The organism is Aeromonas sp. R10-1 (genome assembly GCF_040908465.1).
Taxonomy (GTDB): Bacteria; Pseudomonadota; Gammaproteobacteria; order Enterobacterales; family Aeromonadaceae; genus Aeromonas; species Aeromonas caviae.
On sequence record NZ_JBFODT010000015.1, the window covers coordinates 55,738 to 75,247 of the forward strand.

A 19,510-nucleotide genomic window follows, 5' to 3' on the forward strand; every position below is an offset into this window, starting at 1 on the left:
GCCTGATGGCCCCCGTTCTCGCATGACGGTCTTGATGAATGAAAAACGCAGCCCAGGGCTCCGTTTTTCCATGCCGTATCCATCCCGGAAGCAGCGCCCTCGCGCTTCCCTCCCTTGCCAACAAGGGTTGGTACCGCCAACTCACGGCGGCAACGACGTTGTGCACTGGCAGAGCGGCATCATTATCCACCTGTGGTAATAAACCTGTCTGTGGTAATGCACTTTTAGTCACCAATAAAAACGGAGCCCGAGGCTCCGTTTTTCCATGCCGTATCCATCCCGGACGCAGCGCCCTCGCACGCTTCCCGCTCCCTTGCCAACAAGGGTTTGTACCGCCAGTTCACGACGGCAACGACGTTATGCACTGGCAGAGCGGCACCATTGTCCACCTCTGGTAATAAACCTGCCTGCGGTAATGCACGTTTAGTCACCAATAAAAACGGAGCCCGAGGCTCCGTTCTTCCATGCCGTATCCATCCCGGACGCAGCGCCCTCGCGCGCTTCCCGCGCCCTTGCCAACAAGGGTTGGTACCGCCAGCTCACGGCTGCAACGACGTTGTGCACTGGCAGAGCGGCACCATTGTCCACCTCTGGTAATAAACCTGCCTGCGGTAATGCACGTTTAGTCACCCATAAAAACGGAGCCCGAGGCTCCGTTTTTCAATGCGGTATCAATCCCGGACGGAACGCGCTTCGCGCTCTTCCCGCTCCCTTGCCAACAAGCGTTTGTACCACCAGCTACTGCGACGACGTTGTGCATTGGAAGAGCGACGAGCCATTGCTTAGATCCCAGTCAAGAGAAGAAAGAGCCGCATTATGCGATAGAGATCACGCCCGTGTCTGTAGCTGGATCAAGAAAAGGCTCACTGGCCCACCCGGATCGTCCGCTGGTTGCCCTCTGGTTCACCACTCTGTGACGGCGTCGTCACCTCTCGCCAGATCAGGGGACCATTGGTCTCCATCGCCTGTTGCGGCGCGCACTCCAGCCAGAGCTCCCCCTGCTGGATGCGGGCCCCCTGGGAGTATTTCTGATCCTGATACCAGCACACCCGCTCGGGCAGCGAACCAAGGGGCAGCACCAGCTCGGTGCCCACCGAGTGGCTGAGGGTGTTGGACGCCGGGGCGGCCAACGCGGGGAAGAGCCAGCCAAGGGCCAGCAGACAACCTGCACAACGGATCATGGGAATTCCTGTCACGGGGGTGTGAAAGTGTAAAGCGACCAGCAGAGCCCTCGACTTGACCAATAAATGTCGGCTCATCTGGCATTCCGGAAGCAATATGATAGCCTGCCTGCGCCCGCAAAGGCCTGTCAGGGTTCTGCCGTGGGCCCCCACCGGCATCGCCGGGGTGCGGTAATGAATAACCCTTAATAATCAGGTAATTAACTGGATATGTTGTCAATGCGTATCATGCCGTTGCTCAAGGCTGCCTGCCTGAGCCTGATGTTGTCCGCCTGTGTCGCCCCCCTGCTGATGATGAGCCCCACCAGCCAGCTGATGTGGGCCCTGCTCAAGCCGCTGGTCGGTTTCGATCCGAACGAGGCCAACCTGTTCGAGCAGCCGCTGATCAAGGACAGAATGACCGCCATGCTGGGGCCCAACTACGAGAGCACCATGCAGCTGCTCAAGACCGCCGACGAGCTGCAACAGGAGGGGCCGCTCTTTTACGTGGTCTCCCGCTACGCCCCGGTGCCGGACGTGGCCAAGCAGGCCGGCATGGTCTGGAACGCCGACACCAACCAGCTCGCCGTCATGGTGCAAAAAGGTGACGGGGCGACCCAGGTCTTCGGGGAAAACCTGACGGCCGCCACCCCGACCTGGCCCAGCGCCATGCAGGGCTGGCAGTCCCAGGCCACCCCGGCCGCCACGGCCCTGACCGGTGCCGGTCAGGGGCTCACGGGCGCTGGCAGTTCTCTGCTGGGCACCATGATGGGGGGACTGCAACAGAGCGCCAGCAAGGCCCTGTCCGACTCCACCAGACAGGTGATCGGCAGTGCCGCAACCACGGCGCAGCAACAAGCGACCAAGGCGGCGAGCGACTCGGCCAAACAGGCCGCCAGCAGCGCAGCCACCATCAGTGCCGCCACCACAGCGCAGCAGCAAGCCACCAAGGCGGTGAGTGACACCGCCAAGCAGGCCGTCAGCAGCGCCGCCGCCATCAGTGCCGCGACCACAGCGCAGCAGCAAGCCACCAAGGCGGTGAGTGACACCGCCAAGCAGGCTGCCAGCAGTGCCGCCACCACGGCGCAGCAGCAAGCCGCCAAGGCAGCGAGCGACAACGCCAAGCAGGCCGTCAGCAGTGCAGCCACCATCAGTGCCGCCACCACCGCACAGCAGCAAGCGGCCAAGGCGGTGAGCGACAGCGCCAAGCAGGCCGTCAGCAGCGCAGCGACCATCAGTGCCGCAACCACAGCGCAGCAACAAGCCGCCAAGGCGGTGAGCGACAGCGCCAAGCAGGCCGTCAGCAGCGCAGCGACCATCAGTGCCGCAACCACGGCGCAGCAACAAGCCGCCAAGGCGGTGAGCGACAGCGCCAAGCAGGCCGTCAGCAGCGCAGCGACCATCAGTGCCGCAACCACGGCGCAGCAGCAAGCCGAAAAGGCGGTGAGCGACACCGCCAAACAGGCCGCCAGCAGCGCAGCGACCATCAGTGCCGCGACCAGTGCACAGCAGCAAGCGGCCAAGGCGGTGCAGCAACAGGGCGAGAAGCGGGAAGCGACCTCCGGCACCCTGAGCGATCAGGCCAGAGCGGATGCCGAAGCGGAGCTGGAAAAACTGCTTAACTGACTTTTTTAAGCGTCATGCCACCATAAAAACAGGCCATCACATGATGGCCTGTTGTTTATCTGACCCGTGGCAGGGGAAGATCAGAAATGGCGGTCCTGCTCGGTGGGCTTGGCACCCTTCTCTTCGCTGTGCTCGATGGCGGTGCGGATAAGGTCGACGCCGGCCCGGATGATCAGCACCCCCATGTTGACCAGCTTGACGCAGACCCACATGAAGGTGATGAGCAGGATCAGCTTGAGCACCGTCTGGAAGGCCTCCAGGAAGTTCTGCTCCAGCTGGGCGGTGAGCCCGTTGGCGCTGCTCATCAGCCAGGTGTACACCTCGCGCACGAAGGGGATCCGGCTCGGCATCTCCAGCACGTCCAGCGCCGCAGGCAGGGCCTGGAAGATGACGATGCTGCCAAACAGTATCAGGATGACGCCGATGGCAATCCCCAGAAAGAAACCGAACTGTCGCATGAAGAGCCCCACAATGTAGTGAATGAGAAGAACAATAGCCGCCAATACTAGGGACTGCCCGCGCAGACGGCAATCCTTGCGTCCCCGACAGGGTCGGTGCCCCCTGCAAGCCATTGCCCGGCCGTCTGATTTCTGTGACCCTTGTCCCCACTCCTTGCCCCTGGGTGTCATCATGTTTCGAGTCGTCTTCTGCCTGCTGCTGTTGCTGGGCGGTGCCCTGCCCGCCTCCCGCGCCGAATCCCCTCCCTCTGCGGCCGCCTGCGTGATCCGCCACCAGCAAGGGATCCTGCTGGTGCAGGACAGGCTCTCCTCGCGCTACAGCCTGAGCGGCGGTTACATCGACAGGGGGGAGACTCCGGAGCTGGCGGCCCTGCGCGAGCTGTTCGAGGAGACCGGCCTGCAGGGTCGCGTCACCGGCGAGCTGGGGCGCTGGCAACGGGCCAGGGTGTTCGCCTGCCAGACCCTGGAGCCCCTGCGGGTCCAGCAAGGGACGGGGTTTGTCTCCCTGCTCAAGGCCCCGGATCTCGGTGGCGAGATCCTGAACGCCAGGCTGATCGCGGCCGCCGACCTGCCCCTTGACCTGCGTCGCTTCCCGGCGCAGCTCGACTGGATAGCCCCGAGGCTGGCCGAGGTGCCCGAGAGCCAGGTGCTGTGGGTGACGGATTTCAGCGACGCGGCCAGTGCGCTGCACCTCGCCGAGTTGCCGCTGATCCAGCGCCTGCAACGGTGGCTAGGGCCGGATGCGCTCTGGCCAAGGGCGGGCAATCTGCTGGGCTCGGCCCCCTTCCAGCTGGCGCTGCTGCCCTTGCTGCTGCCCCTGCTCGGCTGGTCCAGGCTGCGCCACCTGCTGTTTGCCATGGTGCTGCTCACCCTGGTGGTGAACCTGCTCAAGGCGGGCATCGGCTGGCCCAGGCCCTTCCACCTGCAACCCGAGCTGGCCCGCCAGAGTGCCCAGGGCTTCGGCATGCCGAGCGGCCACGCCGCCTCGACCCTGCTCTACTGGGGCCTGCTGCTTGGCTGGCTGCCGGCGCTGCGGGTTTGGCAGGGGGCCCTGCTGGCCCTGTTGCTGGCCGGCGTGGCCGGGCTGGCCCGGGTCTGGCTGGGGGTCCACTTCCTCTCGGATGTGGTGGCCGGCCTTGCCCTGGGGACCCTGCTGCTGGCACTGCGCGCCCCGCTGGCGAAGCTGGCGGCGCGCCCGCTCCCCTGGGCCGGGCTGCTCATCGCCAGCGCCCTCTCGGCCTGGCTCACCCAGTCCACCGCCCTGGCCGGGCTTGCCATGTTCACCCTGGGGCTGGTATCGGGTAATCTGCTATCACTCGAACGGAGCCCCACCCCCGCCCTGCCCGCCGCGCTGCTGACCCTGGCAGGGGGGCTGGTCGTGGCAGGGCTCCTGTTCCTGGTGCCCGCGCTCACCAGCAGCTCTCTGCTGATCCTCGCGGGACAAGGGTGGCTCTTTGGCTGCCTGGGGTTCTGGCTCAGCGCCGGGCTCTGGTGGTCGTTGTCCGCTATCCGTCACGGTGCCCGAACCGGGCGCTCAACCCCTCGTTAAGGGAATGCCATGAATATGAAAAAAGTGGATTTGGCCAAGATCACTCTGGGCTTGCTGTTCCTCAGCCTGCTCATCATCTCGTGCTTCATGGTCTTGCGCCCCTTCCTGCCCGCCCTGGTGTGGTCCACCATGATCACCATCGCCACCTGGCCCCTGATGCAGATGGCCCAGCGCCTGCTGTGGGGCAAGCGCACCCTGGCGGCGTTGCTGATGACCAGCATCTTGCTGCTCATCTTCGTCATTCCCCTCTTTATGACGCTGGCCAACGTGGCGGAGAAGGCCCCCATGCTCATCGAGCTGGGCACCGAGCTCAGCCAATCCCCGCCCCCCGAGCTGCTCTGGTTGCAGCAAGTACCCCTGGTGGGCGACAAACTCTACGACTTCTGGCAGCAGATCCTCGCGAGCGGCGGCCAGGTGCTGTTCACCAAGCTGGCCCCCTACTTCGGCCAGACCGCCCGCTGGCTGGCGGCCCAGGCGGGCAACCTCGGCCTGCTGTTCGTCCACTTCCTGCTGACCGTGGCCATCTGCGGCCTGCTCTACCACTCGGGAGAGAAGGCGGCAGAAGGCATTCGCCGCTTCGCCCACCGTCTGGCGGGCCAGCGCGGTGACAATGCGGTGGTGCTCGCCTCCCAGGCCATCCGTGCCGTCGCCATGGGGGTGGTGGTGACCGCCCTGGTGCAATCCTCGGTGGCGGGCCTGGGCCTGCTCATCGCCGGCATTCCCTATGTCATGGTGCTGGTGGTGCTGATGTTCCTGCTGATCGTCGCCCAGATAGGCCCCTTCCCGGTGCTGCTGGCCAGCGTCGGCTACCTCTACTGGAGCGGGGACACCACCTGGGGCACCTTCCTGCTGGTCTGGTCCCTGCTGGCGGGCACCATGGACAACTTCCTGCGCCCCTTCCTCATCAAGCGCGGGGCCGACCTGCCGCTGATCCTCATTCTGGTGGGGGTCATCGGCGGCCTGCTGGCACTTGGGATCATCGGTCTCTTCATCGGCCCCGTGGTGTTGGCGGTGGGCTACACCCTGCTGGATGCCTGGATCAAGGAAGATGACCAACCGGCAACCGCTCTGGTGGAGCCGCCCAAGGCGCCGTGACGATTCATTCATCCCCGATGCAAAGAGCCGCCCCAGGGCGGCTCTTTTGTTTATTACCGTCCCATGTTGGTTCGATTAGCGAAGTGTAATCGGACGATCGAGATGCCGCTGTCCGGTGTGTCCATGAATCAGCGGCATCTGTCAGCAGGGAAATATGGATGGCTGTTATAGCGGGAGAATTGATTTACGCGAACGTCCGATTACGCCTTATGGCTAATCGAACCTACGGCTGGTCGCGGCGTTTAGAACCAAAGTTCGAACCGGAACGCCAAAACACGAACCAGGGTTCGAATCACTCCTTCCCCTCCCCTGTTCCCTGCCGAAGGCGCCCGCCACAATGCCTGCACCATTGGAGGAGAAGACAAGATGAACGAACTGAGAGCAACACGGGCCCTCATCAGCGGCGGCGCCAGCGGCATCGGACTGGCCATCGCCGAGGCCCTGGCCAGCCAGGGGGTGGAGCTGATCCTGGCTTCCCGCCGCCTGGGGCTGCTGGAGCAGGAAGCGGCCAGACTGGAGGCGCGATACGGAGTGCGAGTCATGGCACTGGCGCTGGATGTGTGCGACGGCGATCAGGTGCGGGACGGCCATGCCCGGATCCGGGAACGGCTAGGCCCCGTCGATCTGCTGATCAACAACAGCGGGGTCGGCAGCGACCACCTGGTGCAGGATCTGCCGGAATCGGAGTGGGACAGGGTGATGGATACCTGTGCCAAGGGCACCTTCCTGCTGACCCGGGCCTGCCTGCCGGACATGCTGGCAAACCGCCACGGCACCGTCATCAACATCGCCTCCCAGGCCGCCAGGCACGGCTATGCCAGGGCCAGCGTCTACTGCGCCGCCAAGTTTGCGGTGCTGGGGTTCGCCCGGGCACTGCGGGAAGAGGTGCAACACCAGGGCGTCCGGGTCCACACCCTCTGCCCAGGCCTGGTGCAGGTGCCGCCCCCGGCTTGCGCCGCTGATCGCAAGCCCGGCTGGCTGCAGGTGGAGGATCTGGCCGAGGCCGTGCTCTACACCCTGCGCCAACCCGCTCACGTCCAGCTCGACGAGATCGGCATGACGGGGATCTGAGCGAGGCGCCATGGAACGCCAGCAAGGACAAGGGGCGCCGAGGCGCCCCTTGTCCTGCGTCACACCGCCAGAGGCGGCCTGCGCGTAAGATCAGGCAGGTTGATGGAGGGTGATGCAGTGGATGCCGCCGCCCCCGGCCGCCACCGGGTCTATGTCTATCTGCACTATCTTGCGCCCCGGATAGAGGCGGGCCAGCAGATCCCGGCAATGGCGGTCGGCCCTGGCATCCCCGAACTGGGGAGCGATGACGGCGCCGTTGATGGGCAGGTAGTTGATGTAACCGGCGGCAAAGTCAGGGCTGCGGCTGAACTTGTTGTCCCGCCCGCCCAGGGGCGGCGGCAGCTGATGCAGCTCCAGCTTGTTGCCGTCGGCGTCCGTCGCCTGCTGCAGGATGGCGAGGTGCTGGCGGGTCACCTTGTAGTCGTAGGAGTCGGGATCGTTGTCCATGTTGATCACCACCACCCCGGGGCGCACGAAGCGGGCGTAGAAGTCCACGTGGGCATCCGTGATGTCGCGGCCCTTGATCCCCGGCAGCCAGATGATCTTGCGCAGCCCCAGGTTGGCCTTGAGCTCCGCCTCCACCTGCGCCTTGGTGAGGCCGGGGTTGCGGTTGCTGTTGATCCAGCTGCTCTCGGTCATGATGGCGGTGCCGTTGCCATCCACCTCGATGCCGCCCCCCTCACCGATGAGCTCGCTCTGCAGGTAATAGGCATCGGTCTGCCGGCCCACCAGGGCGGCGACCCTGGCGTCATGGCTGTGCTCCTGCTTGTCACCCCAGCCGTTGAAGTTGAAGTCCACCAGCCCGAGCCCTCCCTGCTCGTCCTGCACGAAGACGCCGCCGGTATCCCGCAGCCAGATGTCATCCATCTCGGCGTGGACGAAGTGGGTGTTGCGCTCGCCGCACAACTGACGCGCCAGCGCCTCGTCATCCTCGTGGCAGAGCACGTTGACCCGGGTGTAGGGCACCATGGCCTGCACCAGCCGCCCTATGGTGGCCTGCACCTCCTTGTAGTGGCGACCCCAGATCTCGCTGGTGGCCCCGAAGGCCACCCACACCAGGGCCTGGGGGGAGGACTCCTCCGGCATGTGGTAGCGAGCGGCGGCGCCGGGTTCGCCGGCGGCGAAGGCCGCGCGGGCACCGGGCAGGTTGCCAAACCCGGCAATGGCGCCGAGGGCGACCAGTTGTTTCAATACGTGGCGTCGGGAAAACATCGTTCTACTCCTGGGTTCAGAGGCTGCTCTTGAAGCGAGTCCAGGCTCGCATGCGGGCACGCATCTGGGATTGTGCTATATCCTGACCCGGAATGAGCCGCTGGTAGCTGGCCTCGTCCAGGTAGATATCCGGGTTGGCCGTCATGGTGGCATCCACCATGGGTCTGGCCTTGGCACTGGCAGTCGGATAACCGGTGCTGTTGGTGATGGCTGCCATGTTGGCCGGGCGCATCACGAAGTTGATAAAGGCATAGGCATAGTCAGGATGGGGGGCATCCGCCGGGATCGCCATGGTGTCCATCCAGATGGCGCTCCCCTCCTTCGGCAATCGGTATTCGAAGTCGACCCGCTTGCCCGCCTCCGCGGCGGCGCGCCTGGCCTGGGTCATGTCGCCGCTGTAGCCCAGGGAGAGGCAGAGATCCCCGTTCACCAGCTGAGTCACCGGCTGGGACTGGAACTTGCGGATATAGGGCTTGATCCCCTTGAGCAGGGCCAGGGCCGCCTCCAGATCGTCCGCCTTGCCGCTGCGGGGATCCCGCCCAAGATAGTGCAGCACCACCGCCAGCACCTCGTCCGGGGAGTCGATGACCGAGATGCCGCAATCTGCAAATTTCGCCGCCAGCTCGGGCTTGAACAGCATGTCCAGGCTGCTGACCGGGGCATCCGGCATCCTCTGCCGGATGGCGTCCGCGTTGTAGGTGAGCCCTATGGTGCCCCAGGTGTAGGGCACCACCGCCTCCTTCGCATGGGGGTAGGCCTGCTGCAACCGCGCCAGGCCGGGGTCTATGTCCCCCAGGTGTTGCAGCTTGCCCTTGTCGAGGGGCTGCAGGCTGCCCGCCCGCATCAGCCGCTCCGCCACCGTGTCCCCCGGGAAGATGAGGTCATACCCGCTGCGACCCGCCATCAGCTTGGCCTCCAGGGTCTCGCTGCTGTCCATCACGTCGTAGATGACACGGATCCCGGTCTCCCGGGTGAACTCGCTCAGGGTATCGGGGGCGAAATAATCGGACCAGTTGTAGAGGCGCAGCACCTTCTCCTCTGTCGCCTCCCCCGTCCCTTCTGCGGCCTGGGCCCCCAGACCCAGCAGCAGGGCCAGTGCCGTGGCTATCTTGGTGAGTGGGCTCATGATGGACTCCCTCCCCGCTGGCCCTGCCCATCCAGGCTCAGCAAGGCGCCATACATCTCGGGGCGGCGATCCCGATAGATGCCCCAGGTCAGCCGCTCCTCGGCCATGGCGGCGAGATCCAGCTCCTGCACCAGCACGCCCGGGGTATCCCTGTCCGCCTCGGCCAGCAGAGCCCCCTTGTGATCCGTGATGAAGGAGGAGCCATAGAAGCGCATCTGCAACTCGGGATCCCGGGTCGCCACCTCGCGTCCGATGCGGTTGGCGGCGATCACCGGCATGATGTTGGCGGCGGCATGGCCGCGCTGGGTCAGCTGCCAGTGATCCCGCGAATCGAGCCCCTCTGCCCCCGGCTCCGAGCCGATGGCGGTGGGATAGAGCAGCAGCTCGGCCCCCTGCAGCGCCATGGCGCGGGCCGCCTCCGGGAACCACTGATCCCAGCAGATGCCGACCCCGATGCGGCCGGCGGCCGTGTCCCAGACGCGAAACCCCGTATCCCCCGGGCTGAAATACTCCTTCTCCTGATAGCCGATGGCGTTCGGGATATGGGTCTTGCGATAGACCCCGAGCAGGCGACCATCCGCATCCGCCACCGCCAGGGAGTTGAAGCAGGCATTACCGGCACGTTCGAACCAGCTGATGGGCAGCACCACCCCCAGTTCCCGCGCCAGGGCCGAGAAGCGGCGCAACACCCGGCTCTGTTCGAACGACTCCGCCAGCGCCAGATGGCCGTGGTATTGCTCGATGCAGAAATAGGGGGTGGCGAAGAGCTCCTGCAACAGCACCAGGTTGGCCCCCCTGGCGGCGGCGTCCCGTACCAGGCTCTCCGCTGTGTCCAGATTGCGCTCCAGCTCCCAGCTGCAAGCGAATTGTGTGGTGGCGACGACGATCTTGCTCATCCGGATACCCTCCCTGACACGCGTTCCCCCTGACAGGCAAACTGCATTGTTGCGACGACCTTGTTCATGAATCTCTCCTCCCTGATCCCGTCATGAGGCCTCGCAGACGCCTGACGAGGCCGCTCCAAACGCTTACCCCTGCACCGGCCAGGCCGGCTGCTGCTGGGTGATGCAGTGAATGCCGCCCCCGCCGTGGGCCAACTGGTTGATGCGCACCGGCACCAGCTGCCTGTTCGGGAAGGCGCGCCTCAGCACCTCCCCCGCCGCCTCGTCCGCGCCTACGCCGTAGGCGGGCATGATGATGGCGCCGTTGGCGATGTAGAAGTTGGTGTAGGAGGCGCAGAACACTTCCGCCTCGGCGTCCACCGCCTCGCTCGCCTCGAACAGCTCGAGGCACTCGAAGGAGCGACCTCTCGCATCGGTGGTCAGGGCCAGGGCTCGGCGGTTCTCCCGCACCACGCGGCCATAGGTGGAGTGCCCGTCCAGGGTGGCGTCCACCAGCAGGTGGCCGGGGCGGCTGAAGGCGCAGACCCCGTCCACATGACCGTCCGTCATGTCGCCGGTGACGTGGTCGGGATCCCCCGGCAGCCAGATAGTCTTCTCGATGCCGAGCAGGCGGCTGAAGATCCGTTCGATCTCCACTTTGGTCATGCCGGGGTTGCGGTTGCTGTTGAGCAGCACCGACTCCGTGGTGATCAGGGTGCCCTCCCCATCCACATGGATGGCGCCCCCTTCGTTGGCGAGGAAACTGCCGATGCACTCCAGCTCCAGGCTGTTGAGAACGCGCCGCGCCAGCCCCTCGTCCAGACCGTGGGCCGACTTGCCGCCCCAGGCGTTGAAACGCCAGCTGATCCCGGCGGTGCCAAGTTCGGGATGGCAGATGAAGGTGGGGCCGGAGTCACGGCACCAGCTGTCATCCACCGGCAGGGGAATGAAGCGCACCCCGTCGCCGCACAGGGCGCGAGCCTCCGCCTGTGCGGCGGGATCCACCACCAGGTTCACCGGTTCGAAGCGGGCGATGGCATTGACCACCCGGGCGAAGTCCTGCTGGACCTGGGGCAGGGTTACGCCCCAGCCGTTTTCCCACAGCGCCTTGTTGTGCGGCCAGACCATCCAGGTCGCCGCGTGCCGGCACCACTCCGCTGGCATGAACCAGCCCGCAGCCCTCATTCCCTGCTCGCGCATCTCAGCCTCTCTGATTAGGTAATATTAAGGTTATTGACGATGGGAATAGACTATTCTCCCCGTTGATGGGTAACAAACGATCGATTTTCGATAAAAGTGATAAGCGGAGCTAATCAATGATGTTCAAACACTGGCCCCCTCTCAACGTGCTGCGCGGCTTCGAGGCGGCGGCCAGGCTCGGCAGCTTTCATCAGGCGGCCCAGGAGCTGCACCTCACCCAGTCTGCCATCAGTCAGCAGATCCGCTCGCTGGAGGAGCTGCTTGGCCAGCCTCTGTTTCACCGCCAGGGACGTTCCGTCGCCCTGACCGACGCGGGCCAGGATCTGCTGGAGACGACCCAGCAGGTGCTGCTGCAACTGGCGGTGGGAATACAGCGCCTCGAGCAGTACCGCAAGCCGAACCAGCTGGTGCTCAACACCAGTACCGCCATCGCCCGCCTCTGGCTGCTGCCCCGGCTGGCCGACCTTCACCGCCAGCATCCGGGCATCGATCTCTGGCTGTTCACCAGCGACGACACGCCGAACATGGCCGAGCAGACCATCGACATTTCGCTGCGCTGGGGGCTGGCTCCCCAGGCGGAATGCCGCCATCAGCCGCTGCTGGCGGATCGGCTGCTGCCGGTGGCGAGCCCGGCCGTGCTGGCACAGCCCGCGCAGGAGCGCACCACCCTGCACGGGGAGCGGGAGATGGACTGGCACCACTGGACCCTCAAGGGCGGCGACAATCTGCACCTGCAGACCCAGGGGCTCAACTTCTCCGATCCCGGCTTGTTGCAGGATGCGGCCAGCGCCGGGCTCGGGGTGGCGCTGGCGAGCGAGCTGCTCTCTCGCGACGCACGCCGACAGGGGTGGCTGCTGCCCCTCTCGTCCCACCGGGTGGCCGGGCCGAACTGGAACATGCTGATCCATCAGGAGAGCGAAGGCAGCCCCCAGTGCCGGGCGGTGAGCCACTGGCTCCAGCAGCAGTTTGCCGCAGAAGCCGTCACCCGGGACCAGGACGCGACACTCTGAGAGCGGTCACTGAATCGGGGCGGCAAGGGTGATTAAATGGCCCCTTCCCTTTTGCCGGATATCGCCGTGACCATGCCATCCGTCCCCCAGCCCCTCTCGTCCTGGCCCGAGCACCTGCAGGCCTCCTGGCTGCGCTGTGCCCACCAGACCAGCGCGTCCCTCTGGCATCCTCCCCACTGCGCCAGAGGGCAGACCCTGGAGAGCCTGCGCCAGCGCAAACGGGACCTGCTCACCACCGGCGAGATGGCGCTGGAGGATCTCTACGAGTTCATGGAGGGGCGCCCCTGCGCCCTGCTGCTCACCGACGAGAGCGGTTGCCTGCTGGCCCGGACCGGCCACCCCGATACCCTGCAGGCGCTGGCGGCACTCGGTTTTGGCCCAGGCGCGTTTTTCAGCGAGGGACGCATCGGCACCAATGCCGTCAACCTGGCGGCCCTGGAGGGGGTGCCGCTCTGCGTCAGCGGCCCCCAGCACTTCAACCAGCGTCTCCACCCCTGGCACAGCTGTGCCAGCCCTGTCTACAACAGCACCGGTCGCCAGGTGGCGATCGTGGCCCTGATCTGCCGGGTGGAAGAGGCCGCACCGGGGGATCTCGCGCTCACCGTCAGCGCCGGCCGCGAGCTGGCCAATCTACTGCAGATGGAGCGCCTGATGCAGGAGTCCCAGCACCACTTGAGCGAGCTCTATGCCCTGCTGGATGGCATGGAAGACGGCGTGCTGGCCTGGGATCCCCAGGGGCGGCTGCGCTACCTCAACGCCCTGGCGGCCAGTCGGCTGCAACTCGACCCGGCTGTCTGCCTGGGCCAGCCCCTCGATCACCATCTGCTGATGCCCCAGCGCCTGCGTCTGGCCATCGCGGAGATGACCCCCCTGAGCCATGTGGAGGTGACGCTGGAGCGGCGGGAGACCCGGGGCGAGGCCTTCATCGACGCCCTGGTGAGCCTCAAGCCCCTGCCGGGGCCGGACGGGGTCAGCTTCATCGTCCTGCTCCATCCCACCGATCGGCTGCGCGCCATTCATCAACTGCGCCAGACGGTGCCCGAGCTCTCCGCCCTGGTGGGGGAGTCGAGCGCCATGCGCAAACTGCTTCGCCACGCCCGCCAGGCGGCCAGGGGACAGGGCCCCGTCCTGCTGCGAGGGGAAGAGGAGGTGGGCAAGGCCCAACTGGCGGAGGCCATCCACTTTGGCAGCGAGCGAGCCGTCGGCCCCCTGGTCATCTTCAACTGCCAGGCATGGCCGAGGGAGCGGATGGCGCTGGAACTAATGGGGTCCGACGAGGCGGGGCAGGAGCGGGCAGGCAAGTTCGAGCTGGCTCACGGTGGCACCCTGGTGCTGGAGCAGGTAGAGTGCCTGCCCGCCCCCATGCAGGCCGCCCTGCTGCAACTGCTCAAGACGGGGCGCATCCAGCGCTTCGACTCCGCCCGCATCCTGCCCCTCAGGGTAAGGATCATCGCGACCAGCAGCGCCCCGCTGGAGCAGCGGGTGCAGGAGGGGGGATTCGGCCGCCAGCTGCTCTATGCGCTGCAAGGGTGCGAACTCTGGCTGCCGAGCCTGCGGGAACGCAGCGCCGATCTGCCCGGACTCATCCGCCAGCACCTGGCGGTGCAGGGGGGCGAGCCGGGGCGCCAGTTCACCCCTGACGCCCTCGACTGCCTGCTGGCCTACCCCTGGCCCGGCAACCTGGGGGAGCTACGCAGCGCCATCGAGTACGCCCAGCTTCATTGCAGTGAGACACAGATCCCGCCCCGGGCGCTCCCGGCCGCCATCCGCCAGGGCCATTGCCTGCTGGCGGACGAGGTGGTGGGACAGCCGCTGCTCACCCTGGCGGAGCTGGAGCATCAGGCGATCCTGCGGGCCGCCCGTGCCAGCAAGGGCCAGGTCAGCCAGATGGCGCGCCAGCTCGGGATCAGCCGCACCACCCTCTGGCGGCGGCTCAAACTGCTCGACATCGATCCCGCCGACTACCACCACTGACCAGAACGCCCCTCAAAAAAAGCGGGCCCCGTCGTGACGGGGCCCGGATGGGGGAATGTTTCAGTCGCCGAAGCGATCCTGCGCCAGTTGCTGGAAGCAGCTCAGCGCCGCCTCGGCATCCTCCCCTCGCGCCAGCAGGATGAGCCTGTCCCCCTGGCGCACATCGAGCATGGCGAGCCGGCTCAGGCTGCGGGGATTCGCCTCTTTCTCCCCCTTTTGCAGCCTGAGTTCAGCGGCAAAGGGCTTGAGTGCCGCGACCAGCCGGGCGGCGGGGCGCACATGCAGGCCGTGGGGGTTATCGACCACCACCTCGCAGCGCAACCAGCCGTCGTCGGCAACGGGGGCTGCCTCCGTGGTGGCCTGCGCCGCACTGGCAGGCAGCATTCCCTGTTTCGGGCCCAGGGCGCCAAGCGCCTCGGCGGCTACCTCGTCCAGCGTCAGGCCTGCGCCAGCGGCCACCACGGCGGCCAGAGTGCCCTCGACCAGCGGGGCGGGGCTGAGCCGCACCCGGGCGCTCAGCTCGGGGGGCAGCAGCTCGAGGGCGGTCTCGGCGCTCAGCAGGGCGCTGCCCAAGTCCATCAGCACCAGTACCCCGCTGCCGTCATCCGCCTCTTCCATCGCACTCATCACGGCGATGGCGTCAGTACCGATGGGATGGGCGGGGTCATCGACCCCGGCCGCCAGCAACAGTTTCGCCGGGCTGCCGAGCTGATCGGCCAGGGCTTTCAAACCGGCCGCAAGCATGGCGCTGTGAGAGACCACTACGATGCCGATCATGTCACAACCTCGCTCTGTCACGCAGGGCGGTCAGCAGCAGCAGGGTCGAGGTGGCCCCCGCATCCTGATGGCCGATGCTGCGCTCACCAAGATAGCTGGCGCGCCCCTTGCGAGCCTGCATCTGGATGGTGGCCTCGGTGCCGGCTGCGGCGGCAGCCACCGCCTTGTCCAGCGCCTCGGGGAGCGGCAAGCCCTGTTGTTCCGCCTGCTGCAGGGCGGCCAAAGCGGGCCACCAGGCATCGCACATGGTCTTGTCACCCGGCTCGGCACGGCCACGGGAGACGATCCCCTCCACCCCGTCGCTCAGCATCTTGCCGAGCTGGCCGAGGGTCAGGCTCTGGCAGGCATCGCTGCTGGCCGCGGCCCGGATGAAGAAGGTGCCGTAGAGGGGTCCGCTGGCGCCGCCGACCGAGGAGAGCAACGTCATACCGGTGGTTTTGAGCACCTGGCCGATGTCCTTGTCCGCCACTGCCGGCAGCTTCTCCGCCACCTTGGCAAAGCCGCGCTGCATGTTGAGGCCGTGGTCGCCGTCGCCGATGTCGGTATCCAGCGCCGTGAGGTAGTCACGCTGCTCGGTGAAGATGTGCTCGCAGTCGAGCAGCCAGTTGACGATCTGATGCTTGCTTAACATGAATATTCCTCAGCAGCCGCGCCGCAGGGCCGGGGTGTGAACGGGGGCATCCCACAGGGTCATCAGCTCGTCATCCACCTTGAGCAGGGTGATGGAGATGCCGGTCATGTCGAGAGAGGTACAGTAGGGGCCGATGAGGTTGCGCACCAGGTGGATGCCCGCCTCTTCACACAGGGCCGCGAGGTGGCCATAGACGCCGTAGAGCTCGGAGATGGGGGTGCCGCCGAGGCTGTTGACCAGGACGATGACCCGGTCACCCCCATTGAGCGGCTCGATAAAGGTGTGCTCTTCCTGCCAGCTGCCGGTGCCTCTGTCCCAGTGGCGCAGAGTGCGGCCATAAGGGCTGTTGTCGGTCAGCTCCTTGAACATGTCGTCCACCAGGGCGTTGAGGTCGGTGAAGGGACGGCGCTCGATGCCCGGCTCGCCGTGGATGCCAACGCCGAACTCCACCTCGTTGTCCGCCAGGGTGAAGGAGGGCTTGCCGGCAGCAGGGACGGTGCAGGCATGCATGGCCACGCCTATGGTGCGGCTCTGGTTGTTGATGCGACGGGCCAGCGCCTCGCAGCGCGCCAGATCGTAGCCCGCCTCTGCGGCGGCACCGACCAGCTTCTCGCACAGCACTGTCGTGGCAACCCCGCGGCGGCCAGCGGTGTAGAGGCTGTCCTTCACCGCCACGTCGTCATCGATGAGGGCGAAGCCCACCTTGACCCCGTCACCGTGCAGCAGCTCGACCGCGGTCTCGAAGTTGAGCACGTCGCCGGTGTAGTTCTTCACCAGAAACAGCACGCCAGCGCCGCCGTCGACGGCCTGACCGCACTCGTACATCTGATCCGGGGTCGGGGACGTGAAGATCTCGCCGGGGCAGGCACCATCCAGCATTCCTTTGCCCACCAGGCCACCGTGCATGGGCTCGTGGCCGCTGCCGCCACCGGAGACCAGCGCCACCTTGCCCGTCACGGGGGAATCGGCGCGGGTGATGTAGTGGGGTTCGATTCGCACCTTGAGCTCGGGGTGGGCAGCGGCCATCCCCATCAGTTGTTCACGGACCACGGCATCGACAGCGTTGATCAGCTTCTTCATGGCTCACTCCTTGGCTTGCCACCACACGGGTGGACAGATGGTTGATGGAGCCAGTCTAGCGAGCCATAGGGGGATAAAAATGACAGGGGTTTCGGTTCGGATCTGAAACAGCAAACAAAGCCTGACGTTTCAATCTGAAACGAGCGAATGGGGAAGATCCGGGAAAGTGTTAGCCGCCTCACAGCCATGAAAAAGGGCCCCGCAGGGCCCTTCTCGATAGCGTGAGGATTAGATGGCCCAGCCACCGGCGTAGAAGATCACCAGGGCCACGGCGATGATGACGGTGCCGATGTTGAGCTTCTTCCACTCGGCGGCAAACAGGCGGCCGACCACCAGGGCCACGAAGCCCAGCATGATGCCGGTGACGATGTTGCAGGTGAGCACGATGAAGACGGCGCACAGCATGCCGGAGAGGGCATCGACCGAGTCGTTGAAGTCCAGCTTGGTGACGTTGCCCAGCATCAGCAGGCCCACATACATCAGGGCCGGTGCGGTGGCGTATGCCGGTACCAGATAGCTCAGCGGGGAGAGGAAGATCATCAGCAGGAAGAGCACGCCGACCAGGGTGGCGGTCAGACCTGTCTTGCCGCCGGCAGCTGTCCCTGCGGCAGATTCGATGTAGACGGCTGCCGGAGCACCACCTACCACGCCCGCCACCATGCTGCTGACGGAGTCCGCAGTCAGGGCCTTGCCACCGCTGATGATGTGACCACGCTCGTTGATGAGGCCAGCCTGACCGGCCACGGCACGGATGGTGCCGGTGGCGTCAAACACGGCGGTCATCACCAGCGCCAACACGGTCGGAATCACCACCGGATTGAGGGCGCCCAGCAGATCCATGCTGCCCACCAGGGAGCCATTCTCGCCACTCAGGCTCGGCATGGCGAAGAAGCCCTGCCAGGTCACTTTCGGATCGAAGATGAGGCCGAGGATGGAGATGGCGATGATCACCATCAGGATGCCGCCCGGCACCTTGCGGCGCTCCAGGCCGAAGATGGCAGCCAGACCCAGCACCGTCATGATGACCGGGAAGGCGGTGATCTCGCCGAGCTGCACCGGCAGGCCAGCCCCTTCATTCTTGATCACCATGCCGACCCCGTTGGTGGCGATCAGCAGCAGGAACAGGCCGATACCGATGCCGGTACCGTGGGCGATGCCGGAGGGAAGGTTGTCCAGGATCCACTGGCGCACGCCGGTGACGCTGATCAGGGTGAACAGCACCCCCATCAGGAAGATGGCACCCAGCGCGACCGGAATGCTCAGCCCCTGCCCCAGCACCAGGCTGAAGGCGGTAAAGGCGGTGAGAGAGATGGCACAACCGATGGCCATCGGCAGCTTGGCCCAGAGCCCCATCAGCAGGGAACCGAAGGCGGCGATCAGGCAGGTCGCCACAAACACCGGGCCCTGCTCAAAACCCGCTGCGCCCAGCATGTTCGGCACGACGATGATGCTGTAGACCATCGCCAGGAAGGTGGTCAACCCGGCCAGCAGCTCCTGTCGCACCGTGCTGCCACGCTGGCTGATGGAGAAATAGGAGTCCAGAAACCCGCCATTGCCGGCGCGGGCCGTCGTTTGTTGCGTTGCCATAGTTCATCCTGAAAGTGTGAAGGAAATCGTTTGCTTGCTGGCGCGCAAAATAGCAAGAATTTGGCGAGATTGCAGCGGATAAGCCTCCATTTCCCCGAAGTTTTTCATAAAAGGGCTCGTTGGAGCCCTCATTTTCCATGAGAGCGGCCCATCCCAAGCTTCTACACTCTTAGCTAGCCACGTTCCCATCTACCGGAGAGAAGCCCATGCACACAGGCAACCTGCTTGGCCAGATCCCCTCCCCCCTGCCCAGTGAAGTGTTCGCGGATCTGGTCAGTACCAACAATGTTCGTATCGAGCGCATTCTCTCCCAGGGGCAGCAGACCCCTACCGGAGAGTGGTTCGATCAGGATGAACACGAATGGGTATTGCTGGTGCAGGGAGAGGCCATCCTGGTCTTCATCACACCGGATACCGGGGTACAGGAACGCGTCCATCTGGGGCCGGGGGATTACATCAACATCCCGGCGCACCTTCAGCACAGGGTGGAGTGGACCCATCCGACCGAGACAACCGTCTGGCTCTGCGTCTATTACTAACAAGCTTACGACTCCAGAAGACCATGGTTTCTGCTGTGAAGATCGAAGAGGAGACCGTGGAGACGAAAAAGCCCAGTCTGTCGACTGGGCTTCTTGTTAGTGGCATAACGGACGCAGAGACGGACAAAGTCCGGCTCAAGCACAAGGGACAACAGAGCAGGATCGAGTTGTCAGTGGCAAGTCGCAGCCCTGGTGGTTGCCTCTTGTTTCCTGAGATCTTGTCCAGACGCCAGAAAGCAAAAAGGCCTTCCCGTCAGGGAAGGCCTTTCAATTTAGTGGCGGAGCGGACGGGACTCGAACCCGCGACCCCCGGCGTGACAGGCCGGTATTCTAACCGACTGAACTACCGCTCCGCATTCGGTTAGCTTTCGCTAAATTTTTTGCCGCTTATTCTGAGGTGTCATCCTCGCAGCCGGTCATGTCTTTCACATCACCGTTTAATTGGGTGCCTGGCAGTGTCCTACTCTCGCATGGCGAATGCCACACTACCATCGGCGCTACAGCGTTTCACTTCTGAGTTCGGCATGGGGTCAG

The 19,510-nt window shown here is 65.2% G+C and carries 17 protein-coding genes and 1 tRNA gene; 7 read left to right on the forward strand and 11 right to left on the reverse strand.

Annotation, left to right across the window (positions count from 1 at the left end):
- Positions 1-863: 863 nt before the first annotated feature.
- Positions 864-1,181 (reverse strand): DUF1496 domain-containing protein, encoded by a 318-nt coding sequence (locus AB5Y93_RS06550; protein WP_039040821.1) that lies wholly within the window; start codon positions 1,179-1,181, stop codon positions 864-866.
- A gap of 219 nt (positions 1,182-1,400) precedes the next feature.
- On the opposite strand from AB5Y93_RS06550, the gene AB5Y93_RS06555 reads away from it, so the two are divergent.
- Positions 1,401-2,786: a hypothetical protein gene (locus tag AB5Y93_RS06555; protein ID WP_368229038.1), complete on the forward strand. Its 1,386-nt coding sequence runs from the start codon at positions 1,401-1,403 to the stop codon at positions 2,784-2,786.
- Between the two features lie 80 nt (positions 2,787-2,866).
- Here AB5Y93_RS06555 and AB5Y93_RS06560 read toward each other — a convergent pair whose 3' ends face one another.
- Positions 2,867-3,244, reverse strand: a complete 378-nt coding sequence (locus tag AB5Y93_RS06560) for a hypothetical protein (RefSeq protein ID WP_010675931.1) — start codon at positions 3,242-3,244, stop codon at positions 2,867-2,869.
- A gap of 172 nt (positions 3,245-3,416) precedes the next feature.
- Between AB5Y93_RS06560 and AB5Y93_RS06565 the strand changes: the two genes are divergently transcribed.
- From AB5Y93_RS06565 to AB5Y93_RS06575, 3 genes are all read left to right on the forward strand, one after another.
- Positions 3,417-4,793: a phosphatase PAP2 family protein gene (locus AB5Y93_RS06565; protein WP_368229027.1), complete on the forward strand. Its 1,377-nt coding sequence runs from the start codon at positions 3,417-3,419 to the stop codon at positions 4,791-4,793.
- A gap of 9 nt (positions 4,794-4,802) precedes the next feature.
- The gene (gene ydiK, locus AB5Y93_RS06570; protein WP_164882905.1) at positions 4,803-5,888 is read left to right on the forward strand and encodes an AI-2E family transporter YdiK; all 1,086 of its coding nucleotides are present in this window, start codon (positions 4,803-4,805) and stop codon (positions 5,886-5,888) included.
- A gap of 366 nt (positions 5,889-6,254) precedes the next feature.
- A complete protein-coding gene (locus AB5Y93_RS06575; protein ID WP_052816535.1) occupies positions 6,255-6,959 on the forward strand; it encodes an SDR family oxidoreductase in 705 nt (234 codons plus the stop codon).
- A gap of 90 nt (positions 6,960-7,049) precedes the next feature.
- On the opposite strand, the gene AB5Y93_RS06580 is transcribed toward AB5Y93_RS06575, so the two are convergent.
- From AB5Y93_RS06580 to AB5Y93_RS06595, 4 genes are all read right to left on the reverse strand, one after another.
- Positions 7,050-8,171 (reverse strand): agmatine/peptidylarginine deiminase, encoded by a 1,122-nt coding sequence (locus AB5Y93_RS06580; RefSeq protein WP_368229029.1) that lies wholly within the window; start codon positions 8,169-8,171, stop codon positions 7,050-7,052.
- 16 nt (positions 8,172-8,187) lie between these two features.
- Positions 8,188-9,297, reverse strand: coding sequence for an extracellular solute-binding protein (locus AB5Y93_RS06585; protein ID WP_368229030.1), 1,110 nt, complete (start codon positions 9,295-9,297; stop codon positions 8,188-8,190).
- Positions 9,294-10,193 (reverse strand): N-carbamoylputrescine amidase, encoded by a 900-nt coding sequence (gene aguB / locus AB5Y93_RS06590; RefSeq protein WP_368229031.1) that lies wholly within the window; start codon positions 10,191-10,193, stop codon positions 9,294-9,296. The genes AB5Y93_RS06585 and aguB overlap by 4 nt, the downstream gene beginning before the upstream one ends.
- A gap of 132 nt (positions 10,194-10,325) precedes the next feature.
- A complete protein-coding gene (locus AB5Y93_RS06595) occupies positions 10,326-11,378 on the reverse strand; it encodes an agmatine/peptidylarginine deiminase (protein WP_368229032.1) in 1,053 nt (350 codons plus the stop codon).
- A 116-nt stretch (positions 11,379-11,494) separates the two neighbouring features.
- On the opposite strand from AB5Y93_RS06595, the gene AB5Y93_RS06600 reads away from it, so the two are divergent.
- Both AB5Y93_RS06600 and dhaR read left to right on the forward strand, forming a co-directional pair.
- Positions 11,495-12,388: a LysR family transcriptional regulator gene (locus AB5Y93_RS06600; protein WP_368229034.1), complete on the forward strand. Its 894-nt coding sequence runs from the start codon at positions 11,495-11,497 to the stop codon at positions 12,386-12,388.
- Positions 12,389-12,460: 72 nt separating this feature from the next.
- On the forward strand, positions 12,461-14,362 hold the full coding sequence (gene dhaR, locus AB5Y93_RS06605; protein WP_368229039.1) for a dihydroxyacetone kinase operon transcriptional regulator DhaR: 1,902 nt from the start codon (positions 12,461-12,463) through the stop codon (positions 14,360-14,362).
- Between the two features lie 60 nt (positions 14,363-14,422).
- Here the strand turns inward: dhaR and dhaM are convergent, their stop codons facing one another.
- The 4 genes from dhaM to AB5Y93_RS06625 form a co-directional block, all read right to left on the reverse strand.
- Complete coding sequence (gene dhaM, locus AB5Y93_RS06610) at positions 14,423-15,139, reverse strand: dihydroxyacetone kinase phosphoryl donor subunit DhaM (protein ID WP_368229035.1); 717 nt, start codon at positions 15,137-15,139, stop codon at positions 14,423-14,425.
- 1 nt (position 15,140) lies between these two features.
- Positions 15,141-15,770 carry a dihydroxyacetone kinase subunit DhaL gene (gene dhaL / locus AB5Y93_RS06615; protein WP_005306235.1) on the reverse strand — a complete coding sequence of 210 codons (630 nt, stop codon included), beginning with the start codon at positions 15,768-15,770 and terminating at the stop codon, positions 15,141-15,143.
- Between the two features lie 9 nt (positions 15,771-15,779).
- On the reverse strand, positions 15,780-16,850 hold the full coding sequence (gene dhaK / locus AB5Y93_RS06620; protein ID WP_368229036.1) for a dihydroxyacetone kinase subunit DhaK: 1,071 nt from the start codon (positions 16,848-16,850) through the stop codon (positions 15,780-15,782).
- Between the two features lie 228 nt (positions 16,851-17,078).
- The gene (locus tag AB5Y93_RS06625) at positions 17,079-18,437 is read right to left on the reverse strand and encodes an NCS2 family permease (protein ID WP_010675944.1); all 1,359 of its coding nucleotides are present in this window, start codon (positions 18,435-18,437) and stop codon (positions 17,079-17,081) included.
- Positions 18,438-18,643: 206 nt separating this feature from the next.
- On the opposite strand from AB5Y93_RS06625, the gene AB5Y93_RS06630 reads away from it, so the two are divergent.
- Positions 18,644-18,976, forward strand: coding sequence for a cupin domain-containing protein (locus tag AB5Y93_RS06630; RefSeq protein WP_010675945.1), 333 nt, complete (start codon positions 18,644-18,646; stop codon positions 18,974-18,976).
- 276 nt (positions 18,977-19,252) lie between these two features.
- On the opposite strand, the gene AB5Y93_RS06635 is transcribed toward AB5Y93_RS06630, so the two are convergent.
- Positions 19,253-19,329, reverse strand: a tRNA-Asp gene (locus tag AB5Y93_RS06635).
- Positions 19,330-19,510 lie beyond the last annotated feature (181 nt).

What these genes read in the sequence shown, in the direction of transcription:
- dhaM (WP_368229035.1), bottom strand. Translation starts at nt 15,139, where the DNA reads ATGATCGGCATCGTAGTGGTCTCTCACAGCGCCATGCTTGCGGCCGGT.
- AB5Y93_RS06555 (WP_368229038.1), top strand. Translation starts at nt 1,401, where the DNA reads ATGCGTATCATGCCGTTGCTCAAGGCTGCCTGCCTGAGCCTGATGTTG.
- AB5Y93_RS06565 (WP_368229027.1), top strand. Translation starts at nt 3,417, where the DNA reads ATGTTTCGAGTCGTCTTCTGCCTGCTGCTGTTGCTGGGCGGTGCCCTG.
- AB5Y93_RS06580 (WP_368229029.1), bottom strand. Translation starts at nt 8,171, where the DNA reads ATGTTTTCCCGACGCCACGTATTGAAACAACTGGTCGCCCTCGGCGCC.
- AB5Y93_RS06595 (WP_368229032.1), bottom strand. Translation starts at nt 11,378, where the DNA reads ATGCGCGAGCAGGGAATGAGGGCTGCGGGCTGGTTCATGCCAGCGGAG.
- AB5Y93_RS06560 (WP_010675931.1), bottom strand. Translation starts at nt 3,244, where the DNA reads ATGCGACAGTTCGGTTTCTTTCTGGGGATTGCCATCGGCGTCATCCTG.
- dhaL (WP_005306235.1), bottom strand. Translation starts at nt 15,770, where the DNA reads ATGTTAAGCAAGCATCAGATCGTCAACTGGCTGCTCGACTGCGAGCAC.
- AB5Y93_RS06575 (WP_052816535.1), top strand. Translation starts at nt 6,255, where the DNA reads ATGAACGAACTGAGAGCAACACGGGCCCTCATCAGCGGCGGCGCCAGC.
- AB5Y93_RS06600 (WP_368229034.1), top strand. Translation starts at nt 11,495, where the DNA reads ATGATGTTCAAACACTGGCCCCCTCTCAACGTGCTGCGCGGCTTCGAG.
- ydiK (WP_164882905.1), top strand. Translation starts at nt 4,803, where the DNA reads ATGAATATGAAAAAAGTGGATTTGGCCAAGATCACTCTGGGCTTGCTG.
- dhaR (WP_368229039.1), top strand. Translation starts at nt 12,461, where the DNA reads ATGCCATCCGTCCCCCAGCCCCTCTCGTCCTGGCCCGAGCACCTGCAG.
- aguB (WP_368229031.1), bottom strand. Translation starts at nt 10,193, where the DNA reads ATGAGCAAGATCGTCGTCGCCACCACACAATTCGCTTGCAGCTGGGAG.
- AB5Y93_RS06625 (WP_010675944.1), bottom strand. Translation starts at nt 18,437, where the DNA reads ATGGCAACGCAACAAACGACGGCCCGCGCCGGCAATGGCGGGTTTCTG.
- AB5Y93_RS06585 (WP_368229030.1), bottom strand. Translation starts at nt 9,297, where the DNA reads ATGAGCCCACTCACCAAGATAGCCACGGCACTGGCCCTGCTGCTGGGT.
- dhaK (WP_368229036.1), bottom strand. Translation starts at nt 16,850, where the DNA reads ATGAAGAAGCTGATCAACGCTGTCGATGCCGTGGTCCGTGAACAACTG.
- AB5Y93_RS06550 (WP_039040821.1), bottom strand. Translation starts at nt 1,181, where the DNA reads ATGATCCGTTGTGCAGGTTGTCTGCTGGCCCTTGGCTGGCTCTTCCCC.
- AB5Y93_RS06630 (WP_010675945.1), top strand. Translation starts at nt 18,644, where the DNA reads ATGCACACAGGCAACCTGCTTGGCCAGATCCCCTCCCCCCTGCCCAGT.